Annotated in this window: 26 protein-coding genes; 9 read left to right on the forward strand and 17 right to left on the reverse strand. The window is 38.0% G+C overall.

Going from position 1 to position 23,530, the window contains the following annotated elements; genetic code table 11:
- Positions 1–40 precede the first annotated feature (40 nt).
- On the reverse strand, positions 41–715 hold the full coding sequence (gene yrfG / locus AC27HL_RS17505; protein WP_487082344.1) for a GMP/IMP nucleotidase: 675 nt from the start codon (positions 713–715) through the stop codon (positions 41–43).
- 89 nt (positions 716–804) lie between these two features.
- On the opposite strand from yrfG, the gene nudE reads away from it, so the two are divergent.
- The 3 genes from nudE to AC27HL_RS17520 all read left to right on the forward strand — a co-directional run bounded on the left by nudE (position 805) and on the right by AC27HL_RS17520 (position 2,894).
- On the forward strand, positions 805–1,359 hold the full coding sequence (nudE, locus tag AC27HL_RS17510) for an ADP compounds hydrolase NudE (protein WP_487082345.1): 555 nt from the start codon (positions 805–807) through the stop codon (positions 1,357–1,359).
- Positions 1,359–2,186 (forward strand): 3'(2'),5'-bisphosphate nucleotidase CysQ, encoded by an 828-nt coding sequence (gene cysQ, locus AC27HL_RS17515; protein ID WP_487082346.1) that lies wholly within the window; start codon positions 1,359–1,361, stop codon positions 2,184–2,186. The genes nudE and cysQ overlap by 1 nt, the downstream gene beginning before the upstream one ends.
- Before the next feature lie 123 nt (positions 2,187–2,309).
- The gene (locus AC27HL_RS17520) at positions 2,310–2,894 is read left to right on the forward strand and encodes a YceI family protein (RefSeq protein ID WP_487082347.1); all 585 of its coding nucleotides are present in this window, start codon (positions 2,310–2,312) and stop codon (positions 2,892–2,894) included.
- A gap of 55 nt (positions 2,895–2,949) precedes the next feature.
- On the opposite strand, the gene AC27HL_RS17525 is transcribed toward AC27HL_RS17520, so the two are convergent.
- The 4 genes from AC27HL_RS17525 to AC27HL_RS17540 all read right to left on the reverse strand — a co-directional run bounded on the left by AC27HL_RS17525 (position 2,950) and on the right by AC27HL_RS17540 (position 5,855).
- Positions 2,950–3,186 carry a YheU family protein gene (locus AC27HL_RS17525; RefSeq protein ID WP_487082348.1) on the reverse strand — a complete coding sequence of 79 codons (237 nt, stop codon included), beginning with the start codon at positions 3,184–3,186 and terminating at the stop codon, positions 2,950–2,952.
- Positions 3,183–4,214 carry a hydrolase gene (locus tag AC27HL_RS17530; RefSeq protein ID WP_487082349.1) on the reverse strand — a complete coding sequence of 344 codons (1,032 nt, stop codon included), beginning with the start codon at positions 4,212–4,214 and terminating at the stop codon, positions 3,183–3,185. The genes AC27HL_RS17525 and AC27HL_RS17530 overlap by 4 nt, the downstream gene beginning before the upstream one ends.
- Positions 4,215–4,296: 82 nt before the next feature.
- Positions 4,297–4,428, reverse strand: coding sequence for a DUF3149 domain-containing protein (locus AC27HL_RS17535; RefSeq protein ID WP_487082350.1), 132 nt, complete (start codon positions 4,426–4,428; stop codon positions 4,297–4,299).
- A gap of 140 nt (positions 4,429–4,568) precedes the next feature.
- On the reverse strand, positions 4,569–5,855 hold the full coding sequence (locus tag AC27HL_RS17540; RefSeq protein ID WP_487082351.1) for an acyltransferase family protein: 1,287 nt from the start codon (positions 5,853–5,855) through the stop codon (positions 4,569–4,571).
- Positions 5,856–6,000: 145 nt separating this feature from the next.
- On the opposite strand from AC27HL_RS17540, the gene AC27HL_RS17545 reads away from it, so the two are divergent.
- Positions 6,001–6,864: a LytR/AlgR family response regulator transcription factor gene (locus AC27HL_RS17545; RefSeq protein ID WP_487082352.1), complete on the forward strand. Its 864-nt coding sequence runs from the start codon at positions 6,001–6,003 to the stop codon at positions 6,862–6,864.
- 189 nt (positions 6,865–7,053) lie between these two features.
- On the opposite strand, the gene AC27HL_RS17550 is transcribed toward AC27HL_RS17545, so the two are convergent.
- Positions 7,054–7,776: a tetratricopeptide repeat protein gene (locus tag AC27HL_RS17550; protein WP_487082353.1), complete on the reverse strand. Its 723-nt coding sequence runs from the start codon at positions 7,774–7,776 to the stop codon at positions 7,054–7,056.
- Positions 7,777–7,848: 72 nt separating this feature from the next.
- Positions 7,849–9,750 (reverse strand): ATP-binding cassette domain-containing protein, encoded by a 1,902-nt coding sequence (locus AC27HL_RS17555; protein WP_487082354.1) that lies wholly within the window; start codon positions 9,748–9,750, stop codon positions 7,849–7,851.
- Positions 9,751–9,868: 118 nt separating this feature from the next.
- On the opposite strand from AC27HL_RS17555, the gene AC27HL_RS17560 reads away from it, so the two are divergent.
- Complete coding sequence (locus tag AC27HL_RS17560) at positions 9,869–10,075, forward strand: YheV family putative zinc ribbon protein (RefSeq protein ID WP_487082371.1); 207 nt, start codon at positions 9,869–9,871, stop codon at positions 10,073–10,075.
- A gap of 60 nt (positions 10,076–10,135) precedes the next feature.
- Here AC27HL_RS17560 and AC27HL_RS17565 read toward each other — a convergent pair whose 3' ends face one another.
- Together AC27HL_RS17565 and AC27HL_RS17570 are read right to left on the reverse strand one after the other, a co-directional pair.
- Positions 10,136–10,357 (reverse strand): SlyX family protein, encoded by a 222-nt coding sequence (locus AC27HL_RS17565; RefSeq protein WP_487082355.1) that lies wholly within the window; start codon positions 10,355–10,357, stop codon positions 10,136–10,138.
- Positions 10,357–11,379, reverse strand: coding sequence for a WD40 repeat domain-containing protein (locus AC27HL_RS17570; RefSeq protein WP_487082356.1), 1,023 nt, complete (start codon positions 11,377–11,379; stop codon positions 10,357–10,359). The genes AC27HL_RS17565 and AC27HL_RS17570 overlap by 1 nt, the downstream gene beginning before the upstream one ends.
- Positions 11,380–11,471: 92 nt before the next feature.
- On the opposite strand from AC27HL_RS17570, the gene AC27HL_RS17575 reads away from it, so the two are divergent.
- Complete coding sequence (locus AC27HL_RS17575) at positions 11,472–12,236, forward strand: FKBP-type peptidyl-prolyl cis-trans isomerase (protein ID WP_487082357.1); 765 nt, start codon at positions 11,472–11,474, stop codon at positions 12,234–12,236.
- A gap of 102 nt (positions 12,237–12,338) precedes the next feature.
- Here the strand turns inward: AC27HL_RS17575 and AC27HL_RS17580 are convergent, their stop codons facing one another.
- The 3 genes from AC27HL_RS17580 to AC27HL_RS17590 all read right to left on the reverse strand — a co-directional run bounded on the left by AC27HL_RS17580 (position 12,339) and on the right by AC27HL_RS17590 (position 14,896).
- Positions 12,339–13,448 carry an NAD(P)/FAD-dependent oxidoreductase gene (locus AC27HL_RS17580; RefSeq protein ID WP_487082358.1) on the reverse strand — a complete coding sequence of 370 codons (1,110 nt, stop codon included), beginning with the start codon at positions 13,446–13,448 and terminating at the stop codon, positions 12,339–12,341.
- A gap of 118 nt (positions 13,449–13,566) precedes the next feature.
- Positions 13,567–13,947 carry a DUF7793 family protein gene (locus AC27HL_RS17585; RefSeq protein ID WP_487082359.1) on the reverse strand — a complete coding sequence of 127 codons (381 nt, stop codon included), beginning with the start codon at positions 13,945–13,947 and terminating at the stop codon, positions 13,567–13,569.
- A gap of 130 nt (positions 13,948–14,077) precedes the next feature.
- Complete coding sequence (locus tag AC27HL_RS17590) at positions 14,078–14,896, reverse strand: hypothetical protein (RefSeq protein ID WP_487082360.1); 819 nt, start codon at positions 14,894–14,896, stop codon at positions 14,078–14,080.
- 765 nt (positions 14,897–15,661) lie between these two features.
- On the opposite strand from AC27HL_RS17590, the gene hemE reads away from it, so the two are divergent.
- Complete coding sequence (gene hemE, locus AC27HL_RS17595; protein WP_487082361.1) at positions 15,662–16,729, forward strand: uroporphyrinogen decarboxylase; 1,068 nt, start codon at positions 15,662–15,664, stop codon at positions 16,727–16,729.
- 147 nt (positions 16,730–16,876) lie between these two features.
- Positions 16,877–17,362 (forward strand): hypothetical protein, encoded by a 486-nt coding sequence (locus tag AC27HL_RS17600; protein ID WP_487082362.1) that lies wholly within the window; start codon positions 16,877–16,879, stop codon positions 17,360–17,362.
- Positions 17,363–17,367: 5 nt separating this feature from the next.
- Here the strand turns inward: AC27HL_RS17600 and AC27HL_RS17605 are convergent, their stop codons facing one another.
- The 3 genes from AC27HL_RS17605 to AC27HL_RS17615 form a co-directional block, all read right to left on the reverse strand.
- Positions 17,368–17,859, reverse strand: coding sequence for a SixA phosphatase family protein (locus AC27HL_RS17605; protein ID WP_487082363.1), 492 nt, complete (start codon positions 17,857–17,859; stop codon positions 17,368–17,370).
- A 67-nt stretch (positions 17,860–17,926) separates the two neighbouring features.
- The gene (sthA, locus tag AC27HL_RS17610) at positions 17,927–19,363 is read right to left on the reverse strand and encodes a Si-specific NAD(P)(+) transhydrogenase (RefSeq protein ID WP_487082364.1); all 1,437 of its coding nucleotides are present in this window, start codon (positions 19,361–19,363) and stop codon (positions 17,927–17,929) included.
- 69 nt (positions 19,364–19,432) lie between these two features.
- Entirely contained in the window at positions 19,433–20,551 is a 1,119-nt protein-coding gene (locus tag AC27HL_RS17615; RefSeq protein ID WP_487082365.1) for a fatty acid desaturase, read from the reverse strand.
- Positions 20,552–20,780: 229 nt separating this feature from the next.
- Between AC27HL_RS17615 and fabR the strand changes: the two genes are divergently transcribed.
- Positions 20,781–21,434: an HTH-type transcriptional repressor FabR gene (fabR, locus tag AC27HL_RS17620; protein WP_487082366.1), complete on the forward strand. Its 654-nt coding sequence runs from the start codon at positions 20,781–20,783 to the stop codon at positions 21,432–21,434.
- Here fabR and trmA read toward each other — a convergent pair.
- The gene (gene trmA / locus AC27HL_RS17625; protein WP_487082367.1) at positions 21,415–22,509 is read right to left on the reverse strand and encodes a tRNA (uridine(54)-C5)-methyltransferase TrmA; all 1,095 of its coding nucleotides are present in this window, start codon (positions 22,507–22,509) and stop codon (positions 21,415–21,417) included. The genes fabR and trmA overlap by 20 nt on opposite strands.
- 238 nt (positions 22,510–22,747) lie before the next feature.
- Positions 22,748–23,191: an RNA recognition motif domain-containing protein gene (locus AC27HL_RS17630; RefSeq protein WP_487082368.1), complete on the reverse strand. Its 444-nt coding sequence runs from the start codon at positions 23,189–23,191 to the stop codon at positions 22,748–22,750.
- Between the last annotated feature and the right edge of the window lie 339 nt (positions 23,192–23,530).

Here is a 23,530-nt window from a genome sequence, read left to right on the forward strand (position 1 = left end):
GCCACCTAGTTTAAAATGTGAATATGGTAAATAAGGCGTACTAGTTTAATCTGGTACGCCTTATTTCGTTAATGAGCACTCTATAATCAGTTATGGCGGGATAATCATTAATAATATTCTCTGCTTGCTGGCTATCGGGGTTGGCAACAGCTAGCAGGTGCTTTATGCCGTATTTTTTAGCGGAGTCTAGAATGGTTAAGCTGTCATCAACAAATAAGGTTTTTTCCAGATCAAAGCCATGTTTAGCCTGAAGTCTTTGCCACAGCAATTGAGACTCCTTAGTTACACCAAATTCATGGGTCGAATATAAGGTATCAAAATACCGGTTTAATGCTGTTCGTTCGATTTTCAACGATAAACTGTCCGGATGGGCATTAGTGACTAATACAATATCGCGACCAGACTCTCGTAATGCCGTTAAGAAACCATGGGCATCGTCACGTAAACGTATTAGGTGCTGTACCTCTCGCTTTAAATCGGTAATTGAAAGGTTAGTTTGCTTTGCCCAGTAGTCTAAACAGTACCAATTTATGGTGCCTTCAACTTGCAGGTAATGATTTTTCAGCTGCTCTTTGGCTTGTTCAAGAGAAATATTGTTCTTTTCACTAAAGCGCAGCGGTAAATGGTGTAGCCAAAAGTGGTTGTCAAAGTGTAAATCTAGAATGGTTCCATCCATATCCAGTAATACAGTTGAAATTTTTGTCCAATCAAGCATAGATTTTATCCTAGAAACACGTTTATTATAGGATTATACCTATTTCTATAAATTCATTTCTTTATTTTCTATAGTGATCAAAGGCTAATATGAGCAAAAAACAACAATTGCCAGAAATTAATGCCAGTAAGCAGGTTGCTAAAAGCCGACTATTTTCCGTAGAGCAAGTTGACTTAACTTTTAGTAACGGAGCGCAACGTGAATATGAGCGAATACCGAGCAGTGGTCGTGGTGCGGTGATGATAGTGCCAATGCTTGATGCAGACACTATGCTATTAGTACGTGAATACTGTGCCGGTACACATAGTTATGAATTGGGATTTCCAAAAGGCTTAATAGACCCTGGAGAAGAAGCAATAGCTGCTGCTAATCGAGAGCTTAAAGAAGAAATTGGTTATGGCGCTAATAGCCTTACTTTTATTCATAAGCTTGCTACTGCCCCTGCTTTTTTTGATGCTCAAATGACGATTTTTCTAGGGGAAAACCTATATGAAGAAAAACTTGAAGGAGATGAGCCTGAAGAGTTAGAAATTGTCCCTTGGCGGCTTGAGGATTACCACCAGTTATTACAAGAAAATGACTTTAATGAAGCACGAAGTATTGCCGCATTGTTGTTAGTGAAAGAGCATTTACGAGGTATTTAATGAGCGCAGAAAAATTATTAGCGATTGCCATTGAAAGCGCTAAAAAAGCTGGCCAAGAAGTTACCCGCTATTACAAGCAGGGTGACTTTACTGCTGAAATGAAAGAAGACAACAGTCCAGTAACGAGTGCCGATATTGCTGCTAACGACGTATTGATGGATCAGCTAAAAACCTTAACACCAAACATTCCGGTTATTTCGGAAGAAGTTGGTGCTCTCAACCTAGCGCAACGGGGTAAGTGGTCACGCTATTGGCTACTTGACCCTATCGATGGTACCGGTGAATTTATTATTGGTAGTGGTGACTTTGCCGTTAATATCGCACTGGTTGAAAATGGCTGGCCAAGTATTGGTGTGATCCATGCTCCAGACCACCAACTAACTTATTATGGTCAAAATAACTTAGGTGCCTATAAAGAGAATAATATTGCCAGCCATAGAATTCATGTCGCGGAATATGATGGTGAACGTCGCATTAAAGTGGCAATTAGTCGACGCCAAGATATTAATTTAATGGGACAATATTTAAATGATGAATTTTCCTATGATCATATCGCACTGGGTAGTTGTTCTTTAAAAAATTGTTTAATTGCCGAAGGTGGCGCTGACTGCTATTTAAGAGTTGGACCAACGGGAGAGTGGGACACGGGCGCGAGTCATTGTATTATAGAGCAGGCCGGTGGCAGTATTATCGACAGTGAATTTAAACCTTTGACATACAATCAACGTGAAACCTTGATGCAGCCCGATTTTCTCTCTTTGGGAAGTAATGCTATTCCATGGCGAAAAATTATTAAGCCGCACCGAGCAAGCCGCTCATTAGTGTGAAAAAAGCATGTAATGTTAGAAATGTCACATAATTAACCGTACAATTAAGTTAACAGAGAAATTGTTGGAAGCGCTAATTGTTTAGTCATCAATTATCGCAAAACTTAATTTACGGAGTGCTAAATGCGCAAATCCATTTTAACTTTAATTACATTATTTTTATTTACGCTATTAAGCGTGCCTAGCTTTGCTGCTTGGCACTTAGACAACAATTATTCATTGCTTAATTTTGTTTCGATAAAGAAAGGAGCGGTTGCGGAAAATCATCGCTTCAATAAGCTTGAAGGTAAAGTTGATGAAAGTGGTAAAGTTGAAATTAAAGTCGACTTAGCCAGTGTTGACACCAATATTGCGATTCGTGATGAACGCATGAAAAAGTTTGTTTTTGAAACCCAGCAGTATGCATCGGCGGTATTTAGTGCCCAGCTTGATAATAACCTGCTAAAAACATTAAATGCCGGTGACAGTAAAACCGCAAGTATTAATGGCACTTTAAGCTTTCATGGCTATAGCCAAGATATAAGCTTCGACATTACCATTAGTAAACTCACCACTGATAAGTTATTGGTAACTACATTAAAGCCATTTTTTATTAAGGCAGATGCTTTTGGTGTTGTTAATGGTATCAATAAATTAAAAGAATTGGCGTCATTACCGAGCATTGATCATGTTGTGCCAGTGAGCTTTTCTGTCACATTTACACGTTAGTAATGCACATGATGTAAAAATAAAAAGCACTTTAAGAGTGCTTTTTATTTTGTTGTTAATATTGCTCTTCTGCTCCTTCAATAAATTGATCAGCAGGTAAAATATTTACGGTTTCATGCAGTTCGGAGTACACCAGTACTGCAGTACCTTGCTTTAACTGTTGGTACACCTGTTGAATTTTATCTGCAAGTGCAACGTCTTCGCTTCCGTATTCTGTGCCTTCTCTTAATACAAAATTCTCTATTATTGCCGTTACCGTTTCTTGTGATAATGAGTCTAATGGAATGATCATAAGTGCCTCGAAAAAAATTCAGGTACGCGTGACTCTAGCCAAAATTGTGGTTTAAATGGGTTACTGCCACTAATAAATCCGACATGACCGCCACGGTTACTTATCTCAAAGGTTATATGCTCAGGCAGCTCGTCAACTGCCGTTGTATTTTTATGGCATAAGAAAGGATCGTCACTGGCGTGCATAATTAAGCAAGGTGTTTGTATATCACCGATAACATCACGGCCACTGGCCTTTTGATAATAATCATCAGCATCAGCGAAGCCATTGACTGGTGCGGTTACCATTTGGTCAAAGTCACGAATCGAACTAATATTTAGTAACTTTTTCTTGTCGATATTATTGAGTAGGTTAATGCGCATTTTTTCTAAAGTACTATCTTTGAGCATGTCGACTAGGTATTTTTGATAGACACGAGAAAAACCTTGATTGATTCTATCGCAGCAACTAGATAGATCTAACGGTGCGCAAATAACACTGGCGGCCTGATAAATATTTTCTTTTTGTTCTGCCAAATAACGGGTTAGCACGTTACCGCCTAATGAAAAACCAACAATAGCTTTTTTAGCTTGAGGGTATTGTTGGGCTAAATATTGGCTAAAGAAGTCAACATCACAGGTTTGGCCACTATGATAAGATTTTGCCATTCTATTTGGTCGGCCACTACAGCCACGAAAATGCATTAACACGCCAACCCAACCGTTGGCATTAATTGCAGACATCATTCCTTTGGCATAGTGACTATTAATAGAGCCCTCTAAACCGTGCAGTACAGCAACAATAGGGCGACTACAGTTTGAGCTTACTTTTTCTGTCCATGCTAAATCGACGAAATCTCCATCAGGTAATTCTAAGGTTTCATCGCTAGTAGTTAAGGTGTGATTTCGCCTAAGGAATTTTGCGGCCATGGTTTGCACATGACCGTTTTTAAGCCACCAGGCAGGTGAGAATGAACTTTCGGTAAACATAATACGATAAAAGCTAAAAAACAAAGGCGCATTGTACGGTAAAAGTACAACAATGCCCACCTAAGCAATTATCTACTTAGTACTTATGATGTTTATTGTGTTTAACCTTGCTTTTGCAAAACAGAGTTAACTGTATAGTAAATTACTTTTCGTCTTCGCTAATGTGCTTTAAAAAGTAGTAAACGTAAAAACTACAAATGCCCAATACAATAGCTAGGCCAACAAAAGAAAATAATACGACAGGATCATTAATTAGCATATCTATGATGTTCATAACTCACTCCTAGAGATATCAAAAATGTAATTAGGTACTGAGCTCATTGTAAATAACTCGTATGATCATCTTATTGATTTAGATCACTGTCATATTCACTTTTGTTGATGTTTTTCACTTTCTCTGACTATTGTTGCGACTTAAATCAGTATTTCGACGCCAATTGGCATTATCAGCAATAAGGCAATAATGTAGGCAAGTTGCTGGTTAAATTTGCTTGTGTCTGGTCGCATGGCTAAACCAAAGCATGGGCGTAAAAAATTAATCCGTTTGATAATTTCATAGCTAAGTAAGCAGGCGAATATAGTCGTTAACATAAGTAAGCTTGATTCCATTATTGCAGCTAAGTTTAGTTGCGATAGTTGATAGCCGAATACGACAATAAATGTTTGATGTAAAATATAAAATGGGTATACGGCATCATTTAAGTAGCTAAGCCTTTTAGAGTTGTAATTTAGCGTTTTGTAGGCAATAGCAAAAACTATTAATACGCCTAAAATACGTAGTAAGCTGTAGACAAACATTCCGAGCATTAATCGCCACGCTTCATTACTACCGGGTTGAGCTAACTCAGTTAGCCAGATCTTATTGTAAAAGTAAATAAAACAGACAAAAGCAAAAATGAAGCTAGCAGCTAACCAGCGCACGCTCATGGCTAACCTTTGCCAGAAACTTGCATGCCAGCCAATTAAGTAACCGTAAACCATAAAGGTAAAACCAAGCGGATACCTTACTTGGCTCATTGGCCAGTTTATTTGAATAATAAATAGAGGTAATGTTGCAAGTAATATCGCGATAACACCATGTTGTTTGAACAACCACAAAATAGCCTTACGAACTCTCAGCGAGTTTAGTAGCGGCAATATACAAAGCAATGCCAGTGAGTATTGCCAAAGTGAACGTAAGAACCATAAATGGTTTACATCAATATGTGGCCAGATACCTGATTGGTATTTATCAAAGACATTGTGACCACTACTAAAGAATGCCTTGAGAAATTGCCAGTAATTCATATTCAAATCACCATTTGCAGTCATCTCGATATAAAGCTGTGGTGGCACAATCACCAAAATGCCAAATAACAATGGTAATAATATGCGTAAAGAGCGCATACTAATAAAACGCCAAACGGTAACTTTTACCATAATAAATCGTATGGCAATTCCAGATATAATCCAAAGTAGTGCCATTCGCCAAGGTTCGACGATTAACATTATGTTTTCAAGAAATGCTGATGAATGTTGGCTTTTAACGTGCCAGCCCCAGTTTTCTACGTAAAACATGCCACAATGGAATAAAATCAATAAGCCAAAGGCTATGACTCTTAACCAATCCAAGTCATGGCGTCTTGCTGGCATATCAGCTGTGTCCGGAATAAATAATTTACTGAGTGAATTATTTCCTTCCTTAAAATATGAAATTAACATTGTTTTTGAATGCTCTGTCTGCTTGTGAAGGTTATATCTTCACTGATACACTCAACAAATACTTGCCATAAAGGCTGTAAAAACAATGGATAGGGATAAACGGCAATATATAGGGATAAATAATGTTGCCTAAAGAAAAAACATTATGAGTAAGTTATTACATTTTCAAAAATACAAACTGCGTTATGAAATAACCGTCGTAATTATCTATTTTTTTATTAACAATACCTTACTGGCGACATCTGAAATAATGGAAGCGCAGCGGAAAAATGCTGAGTTGCCTTTTGCTATCTGGGAACCTTTTGTTTGGGAATATTCCAGTGCTATTAGTACCTTATTATTATTACCGCTAGTCATTTTTGCATTGCGGAAAATACCATTTAATTGGCAGTCTATTAAGTTTTCTATTTTTCAATATTTCATTGTTGCAACAATGTTTTCATTACTTCATGTCAGCATCATGGTGGGATTAAGAAAGTTAGCCTATTTTAACGTGCAACGTAGCTACGACTTTGGCAATTTATGGTTTGAAATGTTGTATGAATATCGAAAAGATCTTTGGGCATTTGTATTTTTTATCATTTTTTTACAAGGTTATCGATTCATTTTAACGCGTCTGCAAGGTGAAGCGAGTCCGGTTGCGCAAAGTGAGGAAGAGAATGACCGACATGAGCCTGAAAAGAATATTGATAGGCTATTGGTTAAAAAGCTAGGTAAAGAATTTATTATTAAAATTACCGATGTTGAGTGGCTAGAGTCAGCAGGAAACTACGTTAATTTACATATTCAAGGACGAATATATCCAACACGGGCGACTTTGACACAACTAAGTGAACAACTTGCGGTTAAGGGCTTTTGTCGTATTCATCGTTCGCATGCCATTAATTTAAGTTGCGTAGAGTCAATTACACCATTAAGTACGGGTGACAGTGAAGTTAAGCTTAGTACTGGAAAAGTATTGAGCTTGTCTCGTCGTTACAAAGATAATTTTAAAGCACAGTTGTATTAGGGCTGTTGAACTTTGTTGTAGCCTGTTTATATAGAATAACTATACCTCGTTCACTGCGCCTTGATTAAATCGCGTTTAATTCGAATGAAATTTGTAACGCAAAGTTCAACACGCTCTAGATTTGCTCGCAGAGAAATAAAAAGCCAGAGCATGTAAGCACTGGCTTTGTTAGGTATATAAATTAAGCGGTTAAGATAATTTTCGCATTTTAAGTTCTCGTTGATCGAGAATTTTACGATAAATAGCATCAGCTTTTTCGCGATTCGTTTTTATTTGATCTACGGTTAACTTATGTTCGTCCATATCTCGGCTTTTTTCTGCCATTTTATAGCCATTTTTTGCGGCGATAATATTCCAGATATATGACATTTCGGTGCTTTTCGCTACGCCTTTACCTTCAAAATACATTAGCGCTAAATTAAATTGTGCCAAGGCATAGTTCTGGTCGGCGGCTTTTTGGTACCAACGTGAGGCTTGTAAGTAATTTCGGGTCACACCGTCACCGTTATATAACATGACACCTAAATTAAACTGAGCTCGTGGTAAATTTTTATTGGCGGCTTTTTCCATTAAGGCATAAGCGGTTTTTAAATCTTTCTTTGTTGCCTCTCCTTCACTGTACAACAGAGATAAATCGAATAGGGCTTCGCTATAGTTTTGTGCCGCAGCTAAGTGAAACAACTCTAAAGCTTTTTTATTATCTTTAATGACGCCCCAGCCATTTAAATAAATTAACCCCATTTGATGTTGTGCGGGGGCGTATTCTTGTGCAACCAAAGGTTCAAATTCAGCAATAGCTGCTTTAAATTCACCTCGGTTCAATTCATAAATGCCAAGATCTAAATCAGCACTATATGCTGAACTATTTGCAAGCAGGGCAATACCCAATAAAGCTAGCGTTAGTTTTTTCATGATAATGTCCTATGTCACTATTGTTTGTGAATAAAGTAATAACTTGCCTTAGTATTAAGTGTAGCAATAAATTTATAATGCTTGTGACATTATCTCTTCTATTTGCTCTTCTAAGTCGAGCCATTGCATTTCATTTTCTTCAATATCTTGTTTTAGTTGTGCCTGTTGTTTTAATAATTTAGTCAACTCAGCTTTGTGTTGTGCCTGATAAATGTCGCTGTCAGCAAGTTTAGCTTCAACTTCTGTTAAGGTGTTTTGAGCCTTTTGCACCTGTTTTTCAAATTTGTCTGCTTGCTTACGAAGTGGTGAAGCCTTTTTACGTAGCTCTGCTTGCTCTTTACGTAATTGCTTTTTATCTACCTGCGGTTCACTAACCACTTTATTGGCTTTTACCGTTTGTTTTTTGTCGTCATTGAGCCACTGCTGATAATCGTCAATATCACCATCAAAGTCAGTTACGCGGCCATTAGCCACCAAATAAAACTCATCAACACAAGATTCTAGTAAGTATCTGTCATGGGCAATCAAAATAATAGCACCATCAAAGTCTTGTAACGCTAGCACTAATGCTTGGCGCATTTCCAAATCAAGGTGGTTGGTTGGTTCATCTAGCAGTAACAATTGTGGCTTTTCTAACACGATAAGTGCTAAGACTAATCGAGCTTTTTCACCACCCGACATTGTGCCAACTTGGTCTAAAGCTTGATCACCGCTAAAGCCAAAGCGACCTAGAAAGGTTCTGGCTTGTAAATCAGTTATTTCCGGTTTTGCACGAATAATGTGCTCAATGGCGCTGCTGGGCATGTGTAATTGTTCTAACTGATGCTGAGAAAAGTAGCCAACTTTCAGCTCTTGAGCGCAATAACGTTCACCTTGCAAAATGCTCAAATCGCCAGCTAGAGATTTAATTAATGTTGATTTACCTGCACCGTTGCGCCCAAGCAAGCCAATTCGGCTACCGGGCACTAATGTCATAGCAACATTTTCTAAAATGATCGCCTCGTTACTGTAACCACAAGTACTCTCTGTCAATGCTAATAATGGGTAGGGCAAAGTTTCGGGTTTTTCGAAACTAAAAGTGAATTGACTATCAACATGAGCAGGCGCTAGGTCGGGTAATTTTTGCAATCTCTTTAAGCGACTTTGTGCTTGCTTTGCCTTACTTGCTTTGGCACGGAAGCGGTCGACAAATGAAGTTAAATGCGCCACTTCTTTTTGTTGTTTTTGATATTGGGCATCTTGCTGTGCTAAGTGTTCTGCACGCTGGCGTTCAAAGGCCGTATAGTTGCCAGAGTATAGTTTTGCGCCTTGTTGCTCAATATGTAAAATTTGGCCAATAACATCATCAAGAAAGTCACGGTCATGAGAAATCAGCACTAAGGTGCCAGTAAAGCGTTTTAACCAACGTTGCAGCCAAATAACGGCATCTAAGTCTAAATGGTTTGTGGGTTCATCGAGTAATAGTAAGTCGGCACGACTAATTAGCGCTTGAGCAAGGTTAAGGCGCATGCGCCAGCCACCAGAAAAGGATTTTACCGGATTAGATAACTGTTCTTGTAAAAAACCTAAACCATGTAAAAGCTCACCTGCTCTTGCTGGCAGGCTGTAGCCATTTATTGCGTCAATTTGATTAATGATGGTTGCTTCAAGCGTACCATTATCGTCTTGACGAGCTTGTTCTAATTTTGCTTCTAATTCACGATATTCGTGATCGCCATCAATAACATAGTCTAAAGCAGACTGCTCTAAAGCTGGTGTTTCTTGCTTTACCGTGGCAATTTTCCAACTTGCTGGCATTGATAAATTACCCATATCAGGTGGTAATGTTCCTAATAAACTGGCAAATAAAGAAGACTTACCACAGCCATTTGCCCCAACAAGCCCAACTTTATGATTTGGATGTATGGTAAAGCTTGATGATTTTATAAGGTATTTTGCACCTCGGGCTAAACTTAAGTCGGTGGCTATGATCATTTATCATTACTCTTTTTAATGCAGGGGGCTATTGTCGCTTTTCCTTGGGGGATTATTCAAGGTAAAATAGAGTAGCAAAGCATATATCTTGCTTTTCTTGGTCAATAAATACATAAAACTGAGTAATAACGTGAAGAAACGATTTATAGCAGGGGCTACGTGTCCCAAATGTCAGGCGATGGATACTATGGCGTTAACTAAAGAAAATAACGTTGAAACTGTCACTTGTGTAAATTGTGGCGAGCAAATGTCGCAAGCACAAGAACACATCGCTCAAGAAGTGCGACCAAATGAACAGGTTATAGGTATTTTCAAACAAGAATAATGTATGACAGTAAGCTAAACAAAGTCGTTGTTTAGCTTACTCGATGAGCGTGCTAAATATTTAGTAGTGCGGAGGTGGAGGCTCTACCTCTTCTTTACCTTGTTGGCCAGCGTTATTTTCTTTTAGTCGCCTGGCAATTAAATTAAGCTGTAATTTTAATTCTGCGATTTCACTTTGATGAACCGATAATTCGTTATTGAGCTGTTCAATAATATCGTCTTGAAAAGCATTACGGGTTTCAAGCGACTCTATTGCTTGTTCTAAGTCATTAATTGATTTCACTATTTATTTACCTGCCATAATTCGGCGTATCCTGAAGAACTTTCTGTAATTACTTGGTTATTATCTCTAAAAGCCACGCTATAGACAACTGCGCCTGCGGGGCGAATATCTTCTCTTGGTGTTACTCGCCAGCTAGTCATTCTATCACCAGTTGAAATTGCCCAAACACTAACCTTACGTGAAGGTGCGCCGGTTAGTAGCATGGTGCCGTCAGGTGAAAACTGTACTGCACTAAATACTTCCTGACGATTGGTATATTTGAGATTTGAAATTAACTTGCCTGTTTTGAGATCCCAAATGTTAGCTGACTTTTTACTGTCGGCGGTAAAGGCATACCTACCTTTTGGGTCAAGTGCCACCATAGTGACTCGGCTTGGGTGATTAAAGCGATAAATAACTTGTCCAGATTGTGTATCCCAAATATAGGCAACAAAGTCATTTGAACCTGAAATAGCTACTCGACCATTGGGCATCATATCTACCGCGTTAATTTTTTCTTGGTGTCCTAAAAACTCAAGTCGTCGGCCATTATCAATATTAATATGAATAACTTTGCCATTACTTTGCCCAACTAACAGATAACGGCCGTTATTAGACACTGCAACATCACGAATATTTGACTCGCTGATTGACCAAAAGCCTTCTGATTTGCCATTGTTCATATTCCAAAGTGACAAAGCATTGCGATTGGCTATTAGCGCATGGCTATTGTTATCAGCAATATCAGCGACAAGCACCAAGTTATCAGCACTATTTTTTTGCTGTGACCAATTAAACTTTAAGGCATTCTTTTCTAAATCCCACAAACTAACACCATGATGAATCGATGACACCACACTATATTTTGCATCATTGGATATGTTGGCTGCGTATGCGCCTTCAACAGCGTGTTGCCATCGTTGCTCTGGTGCTTGGCCACTAGGTTGGCAAGCAGATAGTAATGTTAGTGAAAACAGTAGCTTGAGCGTTCGAATAGTTAAGTTACAGTTTAGCAAAATATTAATACTTTTTTCTTGTCTCATTTATCGTTAGTATAAGCCGCATTGTTTCACAATTCACACATATTTAATGACTTAGCGGGAATTTCCGACTGAGTAGTAAAACGGAGATGTAAATGAAATTTTTTAAACCGACTGTAGTCGCTATTGCTTTATTGTCTGTAATGGGTTGCCAAGAGCAAGCAAAACAAGAAGAAAAACCAGCTGTTCTTGATACTGAAATACAAAAACAAGCCTACGGTTTAGGTGCTTCAATTGGTATGTATATGGAGCGCAATTTAGAAGAACACAATAAAATGGGCTTGGCTTTAGATAAATCTCTTATTTTAAAAGGTTTTACTGATAGCTTGGCAGGAAAATCTCAAATTGAGAAAGAAGATATTCAAGCATTACTAATGAACTTAGACCAAGCGATGAAAGCGAAACAGCAAGAACAAGCGTTGGCGAGCTCGGAAGCAAGTTTAGCTGAAGGTAAAAAATTCTTAGAAGAAAATGCTAAAAAAGAAGGTGTAAAAGTAACTGACTCAGGTATTCAGTATGTTGTACTTACTGAAGCTGAAGCTGAAGGTGAAAAACCAGCGGCGACAGATACAGTAAAAGTACACTATAAAGGTACTTTCTTAAATGGTGATACTTTTGATAGTTCATACGACCGTGGTGAGCCAGCTGTATTTCCGCTTAACCGTGTAATTTCTGGCTGGACTGAAGGTGTACAATTAATGTCAGTTGGTTCTAAGTATAAGTTTACTATACCATCTGACTTAGCGTATGGCCCAAATGGCAACCCACCACGTATTCCGGGTAACTCAGTGCTTGAATTTGAAATTGAATTACTTGAGATTCAAAAGCCTGAAGCAGCAGCACAAGTTGGTGATAAATAAACATAAAGTTTATTAGGTATTAAAATAAGTCATAAAGACCAACCCTTGTGGTTGGTCTTTTTATTTTAAGCGAGAAACTGCTTAAGTTTAATTTGCTTAGGTTTAATTCGCTAAAATTAGCTCATCAATATACTCTGCAATTGCTAAGCTTGAAGTAAGTCCAGGTGAGTCAATGCCAAATAGGTTAATCAAACCTTGCACATTATGCTGTTGCTGGCTTTGAATTAGAAAGTCTTTAAAGGGTTCATTTGGCCCCTGTAATTTAGGCCTAATACCCGCGTAGTCAGGTATCAATCTTGTGCTATCAATATCGGGGAAATACTTGGTAATCGCCCCAACAAATTTTGCTTTTAATTTGTCTGACACCTGATAGTCAATATCGGTAATGTATTCAGTATCAGGACCAAATTTTAGCTGGCCTGCGGTGTTTAGCGAAGCATGAATACCTAAACCATTTGCTTCAGGAATTGGATAAATGAGCTGTTTAAAAGGACTTTTTCCTTGATAGCTAAAGTAATGCCCTCGACAGTAATGTAGTTTTGGTATTTTATTTGTTGGCATTTCGCTAACTGCTCTAGCGACCTCAGTAGCATGTAATCCAGCACAATTAATAATAGTTTTACATTGCAGCTTAATGTGTTCTCCTTGGCTATTAAGTGTGGCAGCAATACCAAGCTTGTTTACTGTTGCACTAACAAAGTTGGTTTTTGCGACAAATAATCCACCTTGATTTTCAATATCGGCAAGTAAGCTTTGCATGTAGCTGTGTACATCAATAACCCCCGTAGATGGAGACAATAATGCCGCGGTTGCGGCTAATGCAGGGGTAGATACTGATAATTGCGTTTGTGTTTGCCAAGCTAAGTCGTCGACACCATTTAACTTAGCTTGTGTTAACATAGCTCTTAGCTGAGCTTCTTCTTTTTCATTATGTGCGACGAGTAATTTACCTACCCGTTGGTGCGGAATATTGCGGTTTTGGCAATATCGATACAAAAGTTCTTTGCCTTTTACACAAAGCTTTGCTTTTAAACTATTTTCTGGATAGTAAATACCCGCATGAATAACTTCGCTATTACGGCTACTGGTTTCTTCACCAAATCCGGCATTTTTATCTATGAGTAGCAGGTTAGGATAACGTTGACTTAGCTTAGCTGCTATGGCTAAACCGACGACACCAGCACCAATAATTAAAACATCAACATTTTCCAAAATAGAGCCCTGCATACTTCCTTGAGAGCGTTATTTATACCAATTGACCTTAATTTTGGCGAGGGTTTTCGTTATCTTAATGCTTATTTATAATGATGTTAAAAAGGAAGAGGACAGATTATTGCTGAGTTTTTAGCCATTTCACCGCATCAGTTTGGTTGTTAAATACAGATATATTTTGCTGGTCACGTGATGGTGCATATTTTTCAATAATCGCTAAAGTGACAGGGGAGTCAATAACCATAGCTTTCGCACGCATATTTTGAGTATTAAGCCATTGATTGTATTTCTCAAGTTCAGCGTAGGCTTCAGGTGTACCACCTATGACCTCTAAATCGTCAACTAATATCGAAAAGCTCGCGCCTTTAAAGGTGGTAATAGCCTCTTTCATTGCTCGAGTGAAGTTTTTTGCGCCAACGTCATTAAAAGACCCGATCAACTTTAAGTAAATAATACCATCTTGAATATTTATTCTGTGTTCACCATGCGCAATAGTCATATTTTTACTCAGGCTAATATCAAAGCGGATTATGTCATCTTAAGAGCAAGACACTTCTTGTTATCTATAGTAATAGTGGAGATTAATTTGAATATTGATATATGTCATTAAAACTAGCAAATAGCAATATTTATGCATGCTCTTTCTTAAGCTGAACTAGGCTTAAAGGTAATTGCTGAATCAACAGCTGTGAGCCGATGTAGACAATCCAATTGCTATGGCTAACAACAGGAAAGAAGCCTTGCCCTTGATTACCAAAAATCCAAAATTGGCCAATAATGGCATCTGCCACCATAGCCAGCACTAGACCACCAGCTGCTAACCAAATGCCTAATGGTGCTTTGCTCCATGCAAATGCTTTTAGTAGCCATAATGCTGAAACGGCTAAAATACTGACTAGCACAGAATATGACATCGTTATTACGGTTAGCGTTAAGCTGCTATTTGCTATGTGCATATCTTGATAAGTAACTAAAGCTATCACACTTGCGAGTAACGCTGTAATAGCCATAAAAGTCTTGGTTACACCTTGGTTATATGCAACAAAAGCTACGGTCGCAATGATAAGTAAATAGCCAGGAAAGAAAAAGAGAACAGAGTCGGCTAAATAACTGTGTTTGACAATATCGTCGTATTGATAAAACTGCTGCATAAAGTTGCGATTAATAACGTCACCGACAAAGCAAAGTAATAACGAGCCAACGCAAGCTTTACTGACTGTTTCTGCAAGAGTGCATTTTTGCTTAGCAATAGAGCGTAAAATAGCAACAGAATAAATTATGACTAAGCTCATAGTTATTAGTTCGAAAACACCAAAAGCGATTCGCTCATATTGCGTTTGAGTAATAGTGAAAATGCCGAATATGGCGAGACTACTTTGGATAATTGCTAATAACCAAATTAGTGCGGCTATTTTGGCAAAACGATTTTGGATGTGAAAAGTCGGCATCTTAACTCTTAATCAATATTGTGAAAATATATTATTTAGGCAATAAAAAAGCCTTACCGAAGTAAGGCTTGAAATGCTCGCTGTATGGTCTAGTTAATCTAGCTTCTTTTTAGTTATTCTTTATTTTTATTATTGTTTTCTGTAACGCGGGACAATTTATAGCAAAGGCTTTTTCTTGCTGCAACAACTTTAATAGAGTATATATTCCACGAATATTTTCGTACGTAGAGTGTGGTAAAAATGCGGTATTTTCATTTCCGATGCTTTTTTTGACGCTAAATTTGATGTTGTTTTGCACTTAGAGCAAGCTTATTGATATCAAATATTTCTTCTGATTGTAAAAAAGTGTTACCTATCAATTGCTAATGTGACGAAAGTGCAGGTAAATATTTTTATATTTGAGTTGTTTACTGGTTAACCACTCTGCTGAAAGGTGATGATTTATAAAGTAAAAGTTGTAAAAAATGCTGACACGACGGGTATTGCAGAGCTAAAAAAATAATTTATTTTATTTGAAAAAAAATTTAATAATTTATTTTGCTTGTATGATTATTGAGCAAGAATGGGCATTGGCAATTTATCTTATTAGCCAGATTATTAAAAATTGGTGATTCAAAATAATTTTGTCTTATGTCACAAAATGAGTAAAAAACAACAAAAATATCTTAGAAGCTAAGAAGAGCTGCTGTAGATTTGATTTGGGACATAGATCAATAAATTTTGAAGTGATAGAATGCGCGCATCTTAAAGTGGAGAAGAATGTTCATGACTGAATTAAAAAATGATACTTATTTGCGCGCATTGTTGCGTCAACCTGTTGATTACACCCCTGTATGGATGATGCGTCAAGCTGGTCGTTATTTGCCTGAGTATCGTGAAGTGCGTAAAGACGCTGGCGACTTTATGAGTGTTTGTCGCGATGCTGATTTAGCCTGTGAAGTTACAATTCAACCTTTACGTCGTTTTCCACTTGATGCAGCTATCTTATTTAGTGATATTTTAACTATTCCAGATGCTATGGGTTTAGGTCTATATTTTGAAACAGGTGAAGGGCCAAAATTTGAACGCCCAATTACCTGTAAAGCAGATGTTGAAAAAATTGGTATTCCTGATCCTGAAGGTGAATTGCAATATGTCATGAATGCAGTTCGTACCATTAAAAAGGAGCTTAAAGGTGAAGTACCACTAATAGGTTTCTCAGGTAGCCCGTGGACATTGGCGACATACATGATTGAAGGTGGCAGTTCTAAAGGCTTTACTAAAATCAAAAAAATGATGTTTGCAGAGCCACAAACATTACACATGTTGCTTGATAAATTAGCTGATTCAGTTATTTCTTACCTAAATGCTCAAATAGCGGCAGGCGCACAGTCTGTCATGGTATTTGATACTTGGGGTGGCGTTCTTTCTCCACGTGATTACAAAGAGTTCTCATTACAATATATGGCAAAAATTGTTGATGGCTTAACACGCCATAATGATGGTCGCCAAGTGCCAGTAACATTATTTACTAAAAATGGTGGTATGTGGTTAGAAGATATTGCAGCGACTGGTTGTGATGCTGTAGGACTTGATTGGACAATCGATATTGAAAATGCCAAAGCACGTGTTGGTGATAAAGTTGCATTACAAGGCAATATGGATCCATCTATGTTATATGCGCCATTGCCACGAATTGAACAAGAAGTATCGAAAATTTTAACTGGTTTTGGTGATGGTGGTACTGGTCATGTCTTTAACTTAGGTCATGGTATTCACCCAGATGTGAACCCAGAACATGCTGGACACTTTATTGACTCGGTACATCGCCTAAGTAAGCCGTTTCATAAATAAATTGTAAGTAAAACAATTTCATGTAGTTGCGATGTGCAACTCAACGGTAGACATTAAGGAGCCTTAGGCTCCTTTTTTATTGCCCTTGGTTATTAGCTTTAATTTAATGTATGCTTGGCTAAGAAATAGATTTTAATGGATATCAACATGACAACAAACAGTAAACTTATCTCAGCATTGGCTATCGTATTACTGCTAGGTGCTTGTGGAAGTAGCTCATCTAAGGATAATGCTGACAGCAACACAGAAAAAGCTGAAGCAGCAGTACAAGAAGAAAATACTGAAAAAGAAGTGACTAAACTTGTAGCTACACCCATTAATGCAGCTGACAAATTAGAAGGGCATGATATGGGAGAGATTAAAGAAAAAATTAAAAATGAGTTTTCAGGCTGGCATCGTGGTCGTGTGCAATTTCTGAATTTAGAGGGCGGCTTTTACGGCATTATAACTGACTCAGGTAAGAAACTGTTGCCGATGAATATGAAAAAAGAGTTTGCTCAAAACGGTGCAATTGTCAGAGTTAAAGGTAAGGTTAAAAATGTAATGACCATTCAGCAATGGGGTACACCGTTTACTATTACTGAAATAGAATTGATTAGCCCAGGTACTAAGGGTAATCCTCTAGAAATGTAAGCTAGCTAATGACAAGTAAGTGGTTGTGTTAGCAAGGTTAAGGTTTTAGCACTTTCACTTACTTGTATTTGGTATAAGTTTTGATACTCTTTTTCACTGATCTCTTCTACATTTAAACCGCTCAATAATGCAGACAACTGCGGGGTAGTATTACTATGCCCAACGACTAATACAGTTTCTTTTTTGGTTAGTAAATGTTGTGCAAATTGCTCTAATTTTGCTGGCGTATATTCAGTAATGGTTACGCCTTGTTGTTCTGCTGTTGGCTTAGCTGTTGCTATGGTGCGTTTATATGCTGTGCTATATACCTTAGCAATATTCACTTTTTCCAAGATACTTGCTAGCTGCTGCGCACGTTTTAAGCCACACTGAGTTAGGTTAGGATCTTTACTATCAGCTAATTTTTCTGCGTGTCGTGATAGGTAAATGGTGAAATTGTCATTGGCTTGGCAAGTAAATACAAATATTAACGATACGAGTAACAAACTATATTTCATTATTCTCTCACTTAGCTCTTTAGTGTCAGCAAGGCACTTACTAATGCCTTGCACGTACAATTAAGGCTTAAAATAATCGATTTAAGCCATTAAGCGCCGCAACACGGAACGCTTCAGCCATGGTTGGGTAGTTAAATGTTGTCTCAACAAAATATTCAATATTATTGCCGCCATTAGTTTGTTGCATAATCGCTTGGCCGATATGAATAATTTCAGCGGCATTTTCACCAAAACAGTGAATACCTAATATTTCTTTAGTTTCACGGTGGAAAAGTATTTTTAATGAGCCAACTAAGTTATTGGAAATTTGTGCACGCGCTAAGTGCTTAAATTGAGCACGGCCAACTTCATACGGTATTTTGGCTTCTGTTAACTCTTGTTCTGTTTTACCCACAGAGCTAATTTCAGGAATGGTGTAGATACCCGTTGGAATATCAACAATTAATTTAGCTTTACTGTTGCCGTCAAGCATCGCACTGGCACAAATGCGGCCTTGGTCAAAGGCGGCACTTGCTAAACTTGGGTAACCAATTACATCACCGACAGCAAATATGCTTTCTACTTCAGTTTGATATAATTCGTTAACTTTTAGCTGTCCTCGGCCATCTGCCTTTAAGCCAGCATTTTCCAGTTTTAAATCTGCGGTGTTACCGGTTCGACCATTGGCAAATAACAAACAGTCTGCTCGCATTTTTTTACCTGATTCAAGGTGAACAATAACTGAGTCGTCACTTGCTTCAACGCGTTCAATTTGCTCGCCGTGCCGAATAACAACGCCGTTATTCCATAAGTGATAACTTAGCGAGTCAGACATTTCATCATCTAAAAATGACAGTAATCGATCTCGGGTATTGATCAGGTCAACTTTGACACCCAACCCACGAAATATTGACGCGTATTCGCTACCTATTACGCCCGCACCATAAATAATGATATGTCGTGGCGAGTGTTCTAGCGATAAAATGCTATCTGAGTCGTAAACGCGTTGATGAGAAAAATCGATATCATCAGGGTGATATGGTCTAGAGCCGGTAGCGATAACAATTTGCTTCGCGCTAATAGTGTCAATAGAGCCGTCGTTACGCAATATTTGAATGGTATTGGCATCAACAAAAGAGGCTTCACCGTAAAAGTGTTCAACCTGATTTCGGTTATAAAAACCACTACGAAGATTGACTTGTTTTCTGATCACCGCTGATGCGTGGCTAAGAATATCTTGAAAAGTTAGTTGTTTAGCGTTTTGCCCAGCATTAAATAATGGATTGGAATTGTATTCTATAAGACGACTTACAGATTGGCGTAATGCTTTTGAAGGTATGGTTCCCCAATGAGTACAGCCGCCACCAACGTTATGATAACGCTCAATAATGGCAACATGCTTATCACGCTTCGCCAAGTTCATTGCTGCACCTTCACCGCCAGGGCCGGTGCCAATTATGATGGCGTCGAAATCATAATGCTTTGTGGTTTTTTTTGTCGTTTTTGTTTGTGCTTGCTTACTCAATGATAAACCCTTTTAATTCCTGCCATAATGCGAAAATTTTAGCAGGAATTAAAACTGAGGTAACTGTTTTTATGCTAGTTTTTCAACTGTTAATTGCCAACTTCTTCTTTGCTGAGCCAAAAGTTGCTTTATTTCTTGGTATTGTGCCATCACTTCTGAATTTTCCACGTCAGCGATAAGCTGATCACGCTTAGTTGCAAGTAAGGCTTTACGAGCGGCATAAAAGGCATTTACTTTATGAATAAGCTCGTCATACTCGCTTTGTAAGCGCTCCAAAAGCTGTTCGGCATCAGGATGCATGGCAATTTTTTCTTGGCTACGTAATAACATCATAGATAGCTTTGCCTTTTCAATTTTATCTTCAGGCGTCACTCTTAGTTTAGAGGTAAGCTTTAAATGTTCACAGCCTTTAATGAACCATTTTGTAGGATCAAATTGCCACCAACGAATACCATTTCGGTAGTCATTTTCAAATATGTGGTGATAATTATGGTAGCCCTCGCCAAAGGTAAAAAAAGCCAGAAAGCCATTATCACGCGCAGTGTTTTTCTCGGTGTAAGTTTGCTTCCCCCAAATATGGGCTAGCGAGTTTATAAAGAAAGTTGTATGGTGGCTCAACACTAGTCGCAAAACGCCTAATAACAGTAAGCTACTAATAATATCGCCGTGCCATAAACCAAATAATATTGGTACACCAAAATTCATTAAAATAGTTAATAGTAAATAATGCTTGTGTTGCCAAACAACAATTGGATCTTTTTGTAAGTCTCGAACATTGTCATAGTTATTGTATCGCTCTGGCTGAAAGTCTCTTAACATCCAGCCAATATGTGAATGCCAAAAGCCCATTTTTGCTGAATAAGGGTCAACATGGTTTTTATCGACATGTTTATGATGAATTCGGTGATCTGAAGACCAATGCAGGGCACTATTTTGTAGCGCAAACGCGCCACCTAATGCATAAAGGATTCTTAAAGACCAATGAGCTTGATATGTTTTATGAGACCATAACCTGTGATAACCGGCGGTTATCGACATACCACAATAAACAAAACAAATAATTGCAGCGGTTATTTCTGCTGCATCAAAACCATGTGTAAATGCTCTATAGGGAACCGCAATTGCAGCGAATAAAAAAGTAATGCTAAATACGAATACATTCAGCCAAATAATAGGGGGTTTGTTCATTGAATTTCCATTTAAGGTTAAACACTAAATTTCAGTGTACACATGTACGCTATTCTAGCTTTCATGAGCTTGGAGTCAAGTGTTGTTTAATTAATATTAATGAATGCTAGAAAATTTCAAAGTTGTTATATAATTTGGTGATTTATGTCAATTTACTAGCAATGTTAGTGGTTTTCAGTATTATACGAGCCAAGTGTTATAGTGAACTTATTACTAGGTATTAATGGTTATGAGCGGAATTCGTGCGCTACAAAAAGAGAAAACCCGTCGACAATTAATCGATGCGGCTTTAGGGCAACTCAGCAGTGAGCGAAGCTTTTCTAGTTTAAGTTTACGAGAAGTCGCAAAAGAAGCGGGTTTAGCGCCAACATCTTTTTATCGACACTTTAGTGATATGGATGAATTAGGCTTAACACTCGTGGATGAAGCGGGTTTGACACTGAGACAATTAATGCGTCAAGCAAGGCAACGTATTGAAAAGGGCGGTTCAGTTATCCAAATATCTGTACATACCTTTATGGAGTTTATTGAGAATAACGGCAATATTTTCCGTTTATTGCTACGAGAACGTTCAGGTACGTCGGCGGCATTTCGCGCCGCGGTGAGTAGAGAAATACGCTATTTTACCCTAGAGCTTTGTGATTACTTACAGCAAGCGAATAAATTAGATGCAGAGGTAGCCTACTTGCAGGCCAATGCTGCGGTCACTATCGTCTTTAGTGCCGGCTCTGATGCGCTAGATTGTGATAAGAAAGACCTAGAAGAGTTAGCACAGCGAACAATTAAACAGCTTAGGTTTATTGCTCGCGGTGCCTTCGAGTTTGGCTTAAGAAACGAATCTCGTAAGTCTGATAGCAGTGCTACTAAAGGCGGGACAAAATAACACCCGTTTCAACATGATGTGTGTAAGGAAACTGATCAAATAAGGCAAAGTGCTCTATTTTATGGGTTTTAACTAGCTCTACTAAATTATTTTTGAGTGTTTCTGGGTTACAAGAAATATAAATAATGCGTTCGAATCGGCTAATTAATTCGACACTGTCTGGGTCAAGGCCGGCACGTGGGGGATCAACTAACACGGTTTGGTAGTTGTAACTAGTTAAATCAAACCCCTCTAAGCGGCGGAAAACACGTTCACCGTTCATTGCTTGGCTGAAATCTTCGCTCGCCATTCTGACAATATCGACATTGTTTAGCTTATTGGCTGCAATGTTGATTTGTGCCGACTTAACTGAAGATTTAGATATTTCAGTACCAAGAACACGATCAAAGTTCTCTGCAAGCGCCATGCTGAAGTTTCCGTTACCACAGTAAAGTTCAATTAAATCACCACCAGTATTTTTTGTTGCTTGCTGTGTCCAAAGTAACATTTTTTCGTTAACAGCGGCATTAGGTTGCGTAAAGCTATTTTCAACTTGTTGGTAATGGAACTGCTTTCCGGCAACGGTTAAAGTTTCCATGACATAATCTTTATCAAGAATGACCTTTTGTTTTCTAGCTCGACCAATAATATCAACGGGAGCAATGCTCGAAAGACGCTCTTTTAATTGTCTTGCTTGCTCTGCCCATTCTTCATTTAGTTGCTTATGGTAGAGCAAGCTTACTAATACTTCGCCACTTAAAGTTGATAAAAAGTCTACTTGGAATAAGCGCTGGCGTAGAACTTCTTTATCCCTAATATCCTTTAATAAGGCTGTCATAAACTGGTTGATTAATTCACTTGCTACCGGAAAGTTATCAACACGAAATTTCTCTTTAGTTTCACTATTAAACATTATGTAATAAAGGTCATCACCTTCATGCCAAACTCTAAATTCTGCGCGCTGGCGGTAATTAAGTGCAGGCGATGTAAATATTTCAAATGTCGGCAAGTCAAATTGTTTAAAATCAGCAGCAATGATTTGCTGTTTTTCATCAAGTTGCTGCTGATAGTTGTCGGGGTGAATGTGGCTAAACATTGAATTACCTTGTTAATAGTGAACAGACGATGCTACGAGGGCGCAGATTTTAGCGATTGCTCAGTTTTTGTCTACTAAATAGTGGCAATATTTTAGGATAATTCAGCACTAAACGATAGTTAAGCTTTAAGTCTGTTTGTTATTAGTGCTAGATATGCCAAGTTACTTGGCTAGTATAAATGTTAAAGATATTAAAAAGCCCACATAATGTGGGCTTAAAATAGGTTTAGTATTTTTCTTAATCAGCAGTTTTTTCGGGGCGTTCTTTCGCTTCACGAACTTTAAGGGTTCTTTGTTGAAATTCGCTATCGTTTAATTCTGAGATTGCTTTTTCTGCATCAGTTGAAGATATTTCGACAAAACCAAAACCACGTCTTTTGCCAGTGTGTTTATCTTTCATTAACCTAACTGACTGTACTTGCCCATATTCTGAGAACAATTCTCTAACGGCTGCTTCATTTGCTCTATATGGTAAGTTGCCAACATATAATGTCGTGATTTTTGTATCTGCTGCTTGAGCACTGTCATTAGTTTTGCCAACTAATGGAGCTACAAATGCACATACAAATGCTACAACAGCAAAACTTACTTTACTTAGTGCAATCACGCTGTCTGCTAAAAAGTAAACAGCAATAGCAAATACCAACGCTACAATTAGCGTTAATGCTTGAGGAGACTTCATAATGGATACCTAATTATTATTTTATAAAAAACTTAAATTGCAATTCTATGTTACCCACCTTTTAACAATGTGCAACTATAAGTGTAATTTTTATTCAATTTAATCAGGCAAATACCTACTGCTCCATAGCTACGTAATCGTAAACACATCATGAATCACTATTAACAGCTTCTTGGTGAAAGTTAGAGTCATTAAAGGAACCATTTAGTTATTTAATAAAATGAGTGTTTTTGCTTAAGCCAGTTAGGTAGCTTTACTCAAAGATTCTAACAAATAGCAGCTAAAGGTTGATAAATAGCATAATAAAACCACGGGTTGTATAAATAAAAAGCAAACAAC

The sequence above is a fragment of the Colwellia aquaemaris genome (assembly GCF_057548755.1).

Bases quoted from the DNA above. Each gene is read 5' to 3' on its own strand.
- yrfG (WP_487082344.1), bottom strand. From the start codon at position 715: ATGCTTGATTGGACAAAAATTTCAACTGTATTACTGGATATGGATGGA.
- nudE (WP_487082345.1), top strand. From the start codon at position 805: ATGAGCAAAAAACAACAATTGCCAGAAATTAATGCCAGTAAGCAGGTT.
- cysQ (WP_487082346.1), top strand. From the start codon at position 1,359: ATGAGCGCAGAAAAATTATTAGCGATTGCCATTGAAAGCGCTAAAAAA.
- AC27HL_RS17520 (WP_487082347.1), top strand. From the start codon at position 2,310: ATGCGCAAATCCATTTTAACTTTAATTACATTATTTTTATTTACGCTA.
- AC27HL_RS17525 (WP_487082348.1), bottom strand. From the start codon at position 3,186: ATGATCATTCCATTAGACTCATTATCACAAGAAACGGTAACGGCAATA.
- AC27HL_RS17535 (WP_487082350.1), bottom strand. From the start codon at position 4,428: ATGAACATCATAGATATGCTAATTAATGATCCTGTCGTATTATTTTCT.
- AC27HL_RS17540 (WP_487082351.1), bottom strand. From the start codon at position 5,855: ATGTTAATTTCATATTTTAAGGAAGGAAATAATTCACTCAGTAAATTA.
- AC27HL_RS17545 (WP_487082352.1), top strand. From the start codon at position 6,001: ATGAGTAAGTTATTACATTTTCAAAAATACAAACTGCGTTATGAAATA.
- AC27HL_RS17550 (WP_487082353.1), bottom strand. From the start codon at position 7,776: ATGAAAAAACTAACGCTAGCTTTATTGGGTATTGCCCTGCTTGCAAAT.
- AC27HL_RS17555 (WP_487082354.1), bottom strand. From the start codon at position 9,750: ATGATCATAGCCACCGACTTAAGTTTAGCCCGAGGTGCAAAATACCTT.
- AC27HL_RS17570 (WP_487082356.1), bottom strand. From the start codon at position 11,379: ATGAGACAAGAAAAAAGTATTAATATTTTGCTAAACTGTAACTTAACT.
- AC27HL_RS17575 (WP_487082357.1), top strand. From the start codon at position 11,472: ATGAAATTTTTTAAACCGACTGTAGTCGCTATTGCTTTATTGTCTGTA.
- AC27HL_RS17585 (WP_487082359.1), bottom strand. From the start codon at position 13,947: ATGACTATTGCGCATGGTGAACACAGAATAAATATTCAAGATGGTATT.
- AC27HL_RS17590 (WP_487082360.1), bottom strand. From the start codon at position 14,896: ATGCCGACTTTTCACATCCAAAATCGTTTTGCCAAAATAGCCGCACTA.
- hemE (WP_487082361.1), top strand. From the start codon at position 15,662: ATGACTGAATTAAAAAATGATACTTATTTGCGCGCATTGTTGCGTCAA.
- AC27HL_RS17600 (WP_487082362.1), top strand. From the start codon at position 16,877: ATGACAACAAACAGTAAACTTATCTCAGCATTGGCTATCGTATTACTG.
- AC27HL_RS17605 (WP_487082363.1), bottom strand. From the start codon at position 17,859: ATGAAATATAGTTTGTTACTCGTATCGTTAATATTTGTATTTACTTGC.
- AC27HL_RS17615 (WP_487082365.1), bottom strand. From the start codon at position 20,551: ATGAACAAACCCCCTATTATTTGGCTGAATGTATTCGTATTTAGCATT.
- fabR (WP_487082366.1), top strand. From the start codon at position 20,781: ATGAGCGGAATTCGTGCGCTACAAAAAGAGAAAACCCGTCGACAATTA.
- trmA (WP_487082367.1), bottom strand. From the start codon at position 22,509: ATGTTTAGCCACATTCACCCCGACAACTATCAGCAGCAACTTGATGAA.
- AC27HL_RS17630 (WP_487082368.1), bottom strand. From the start codon at position 23,191: ATGAAGTCTCCTCAAGCATTAACGCTAATTGTAGCGTTGGTATTTGCT.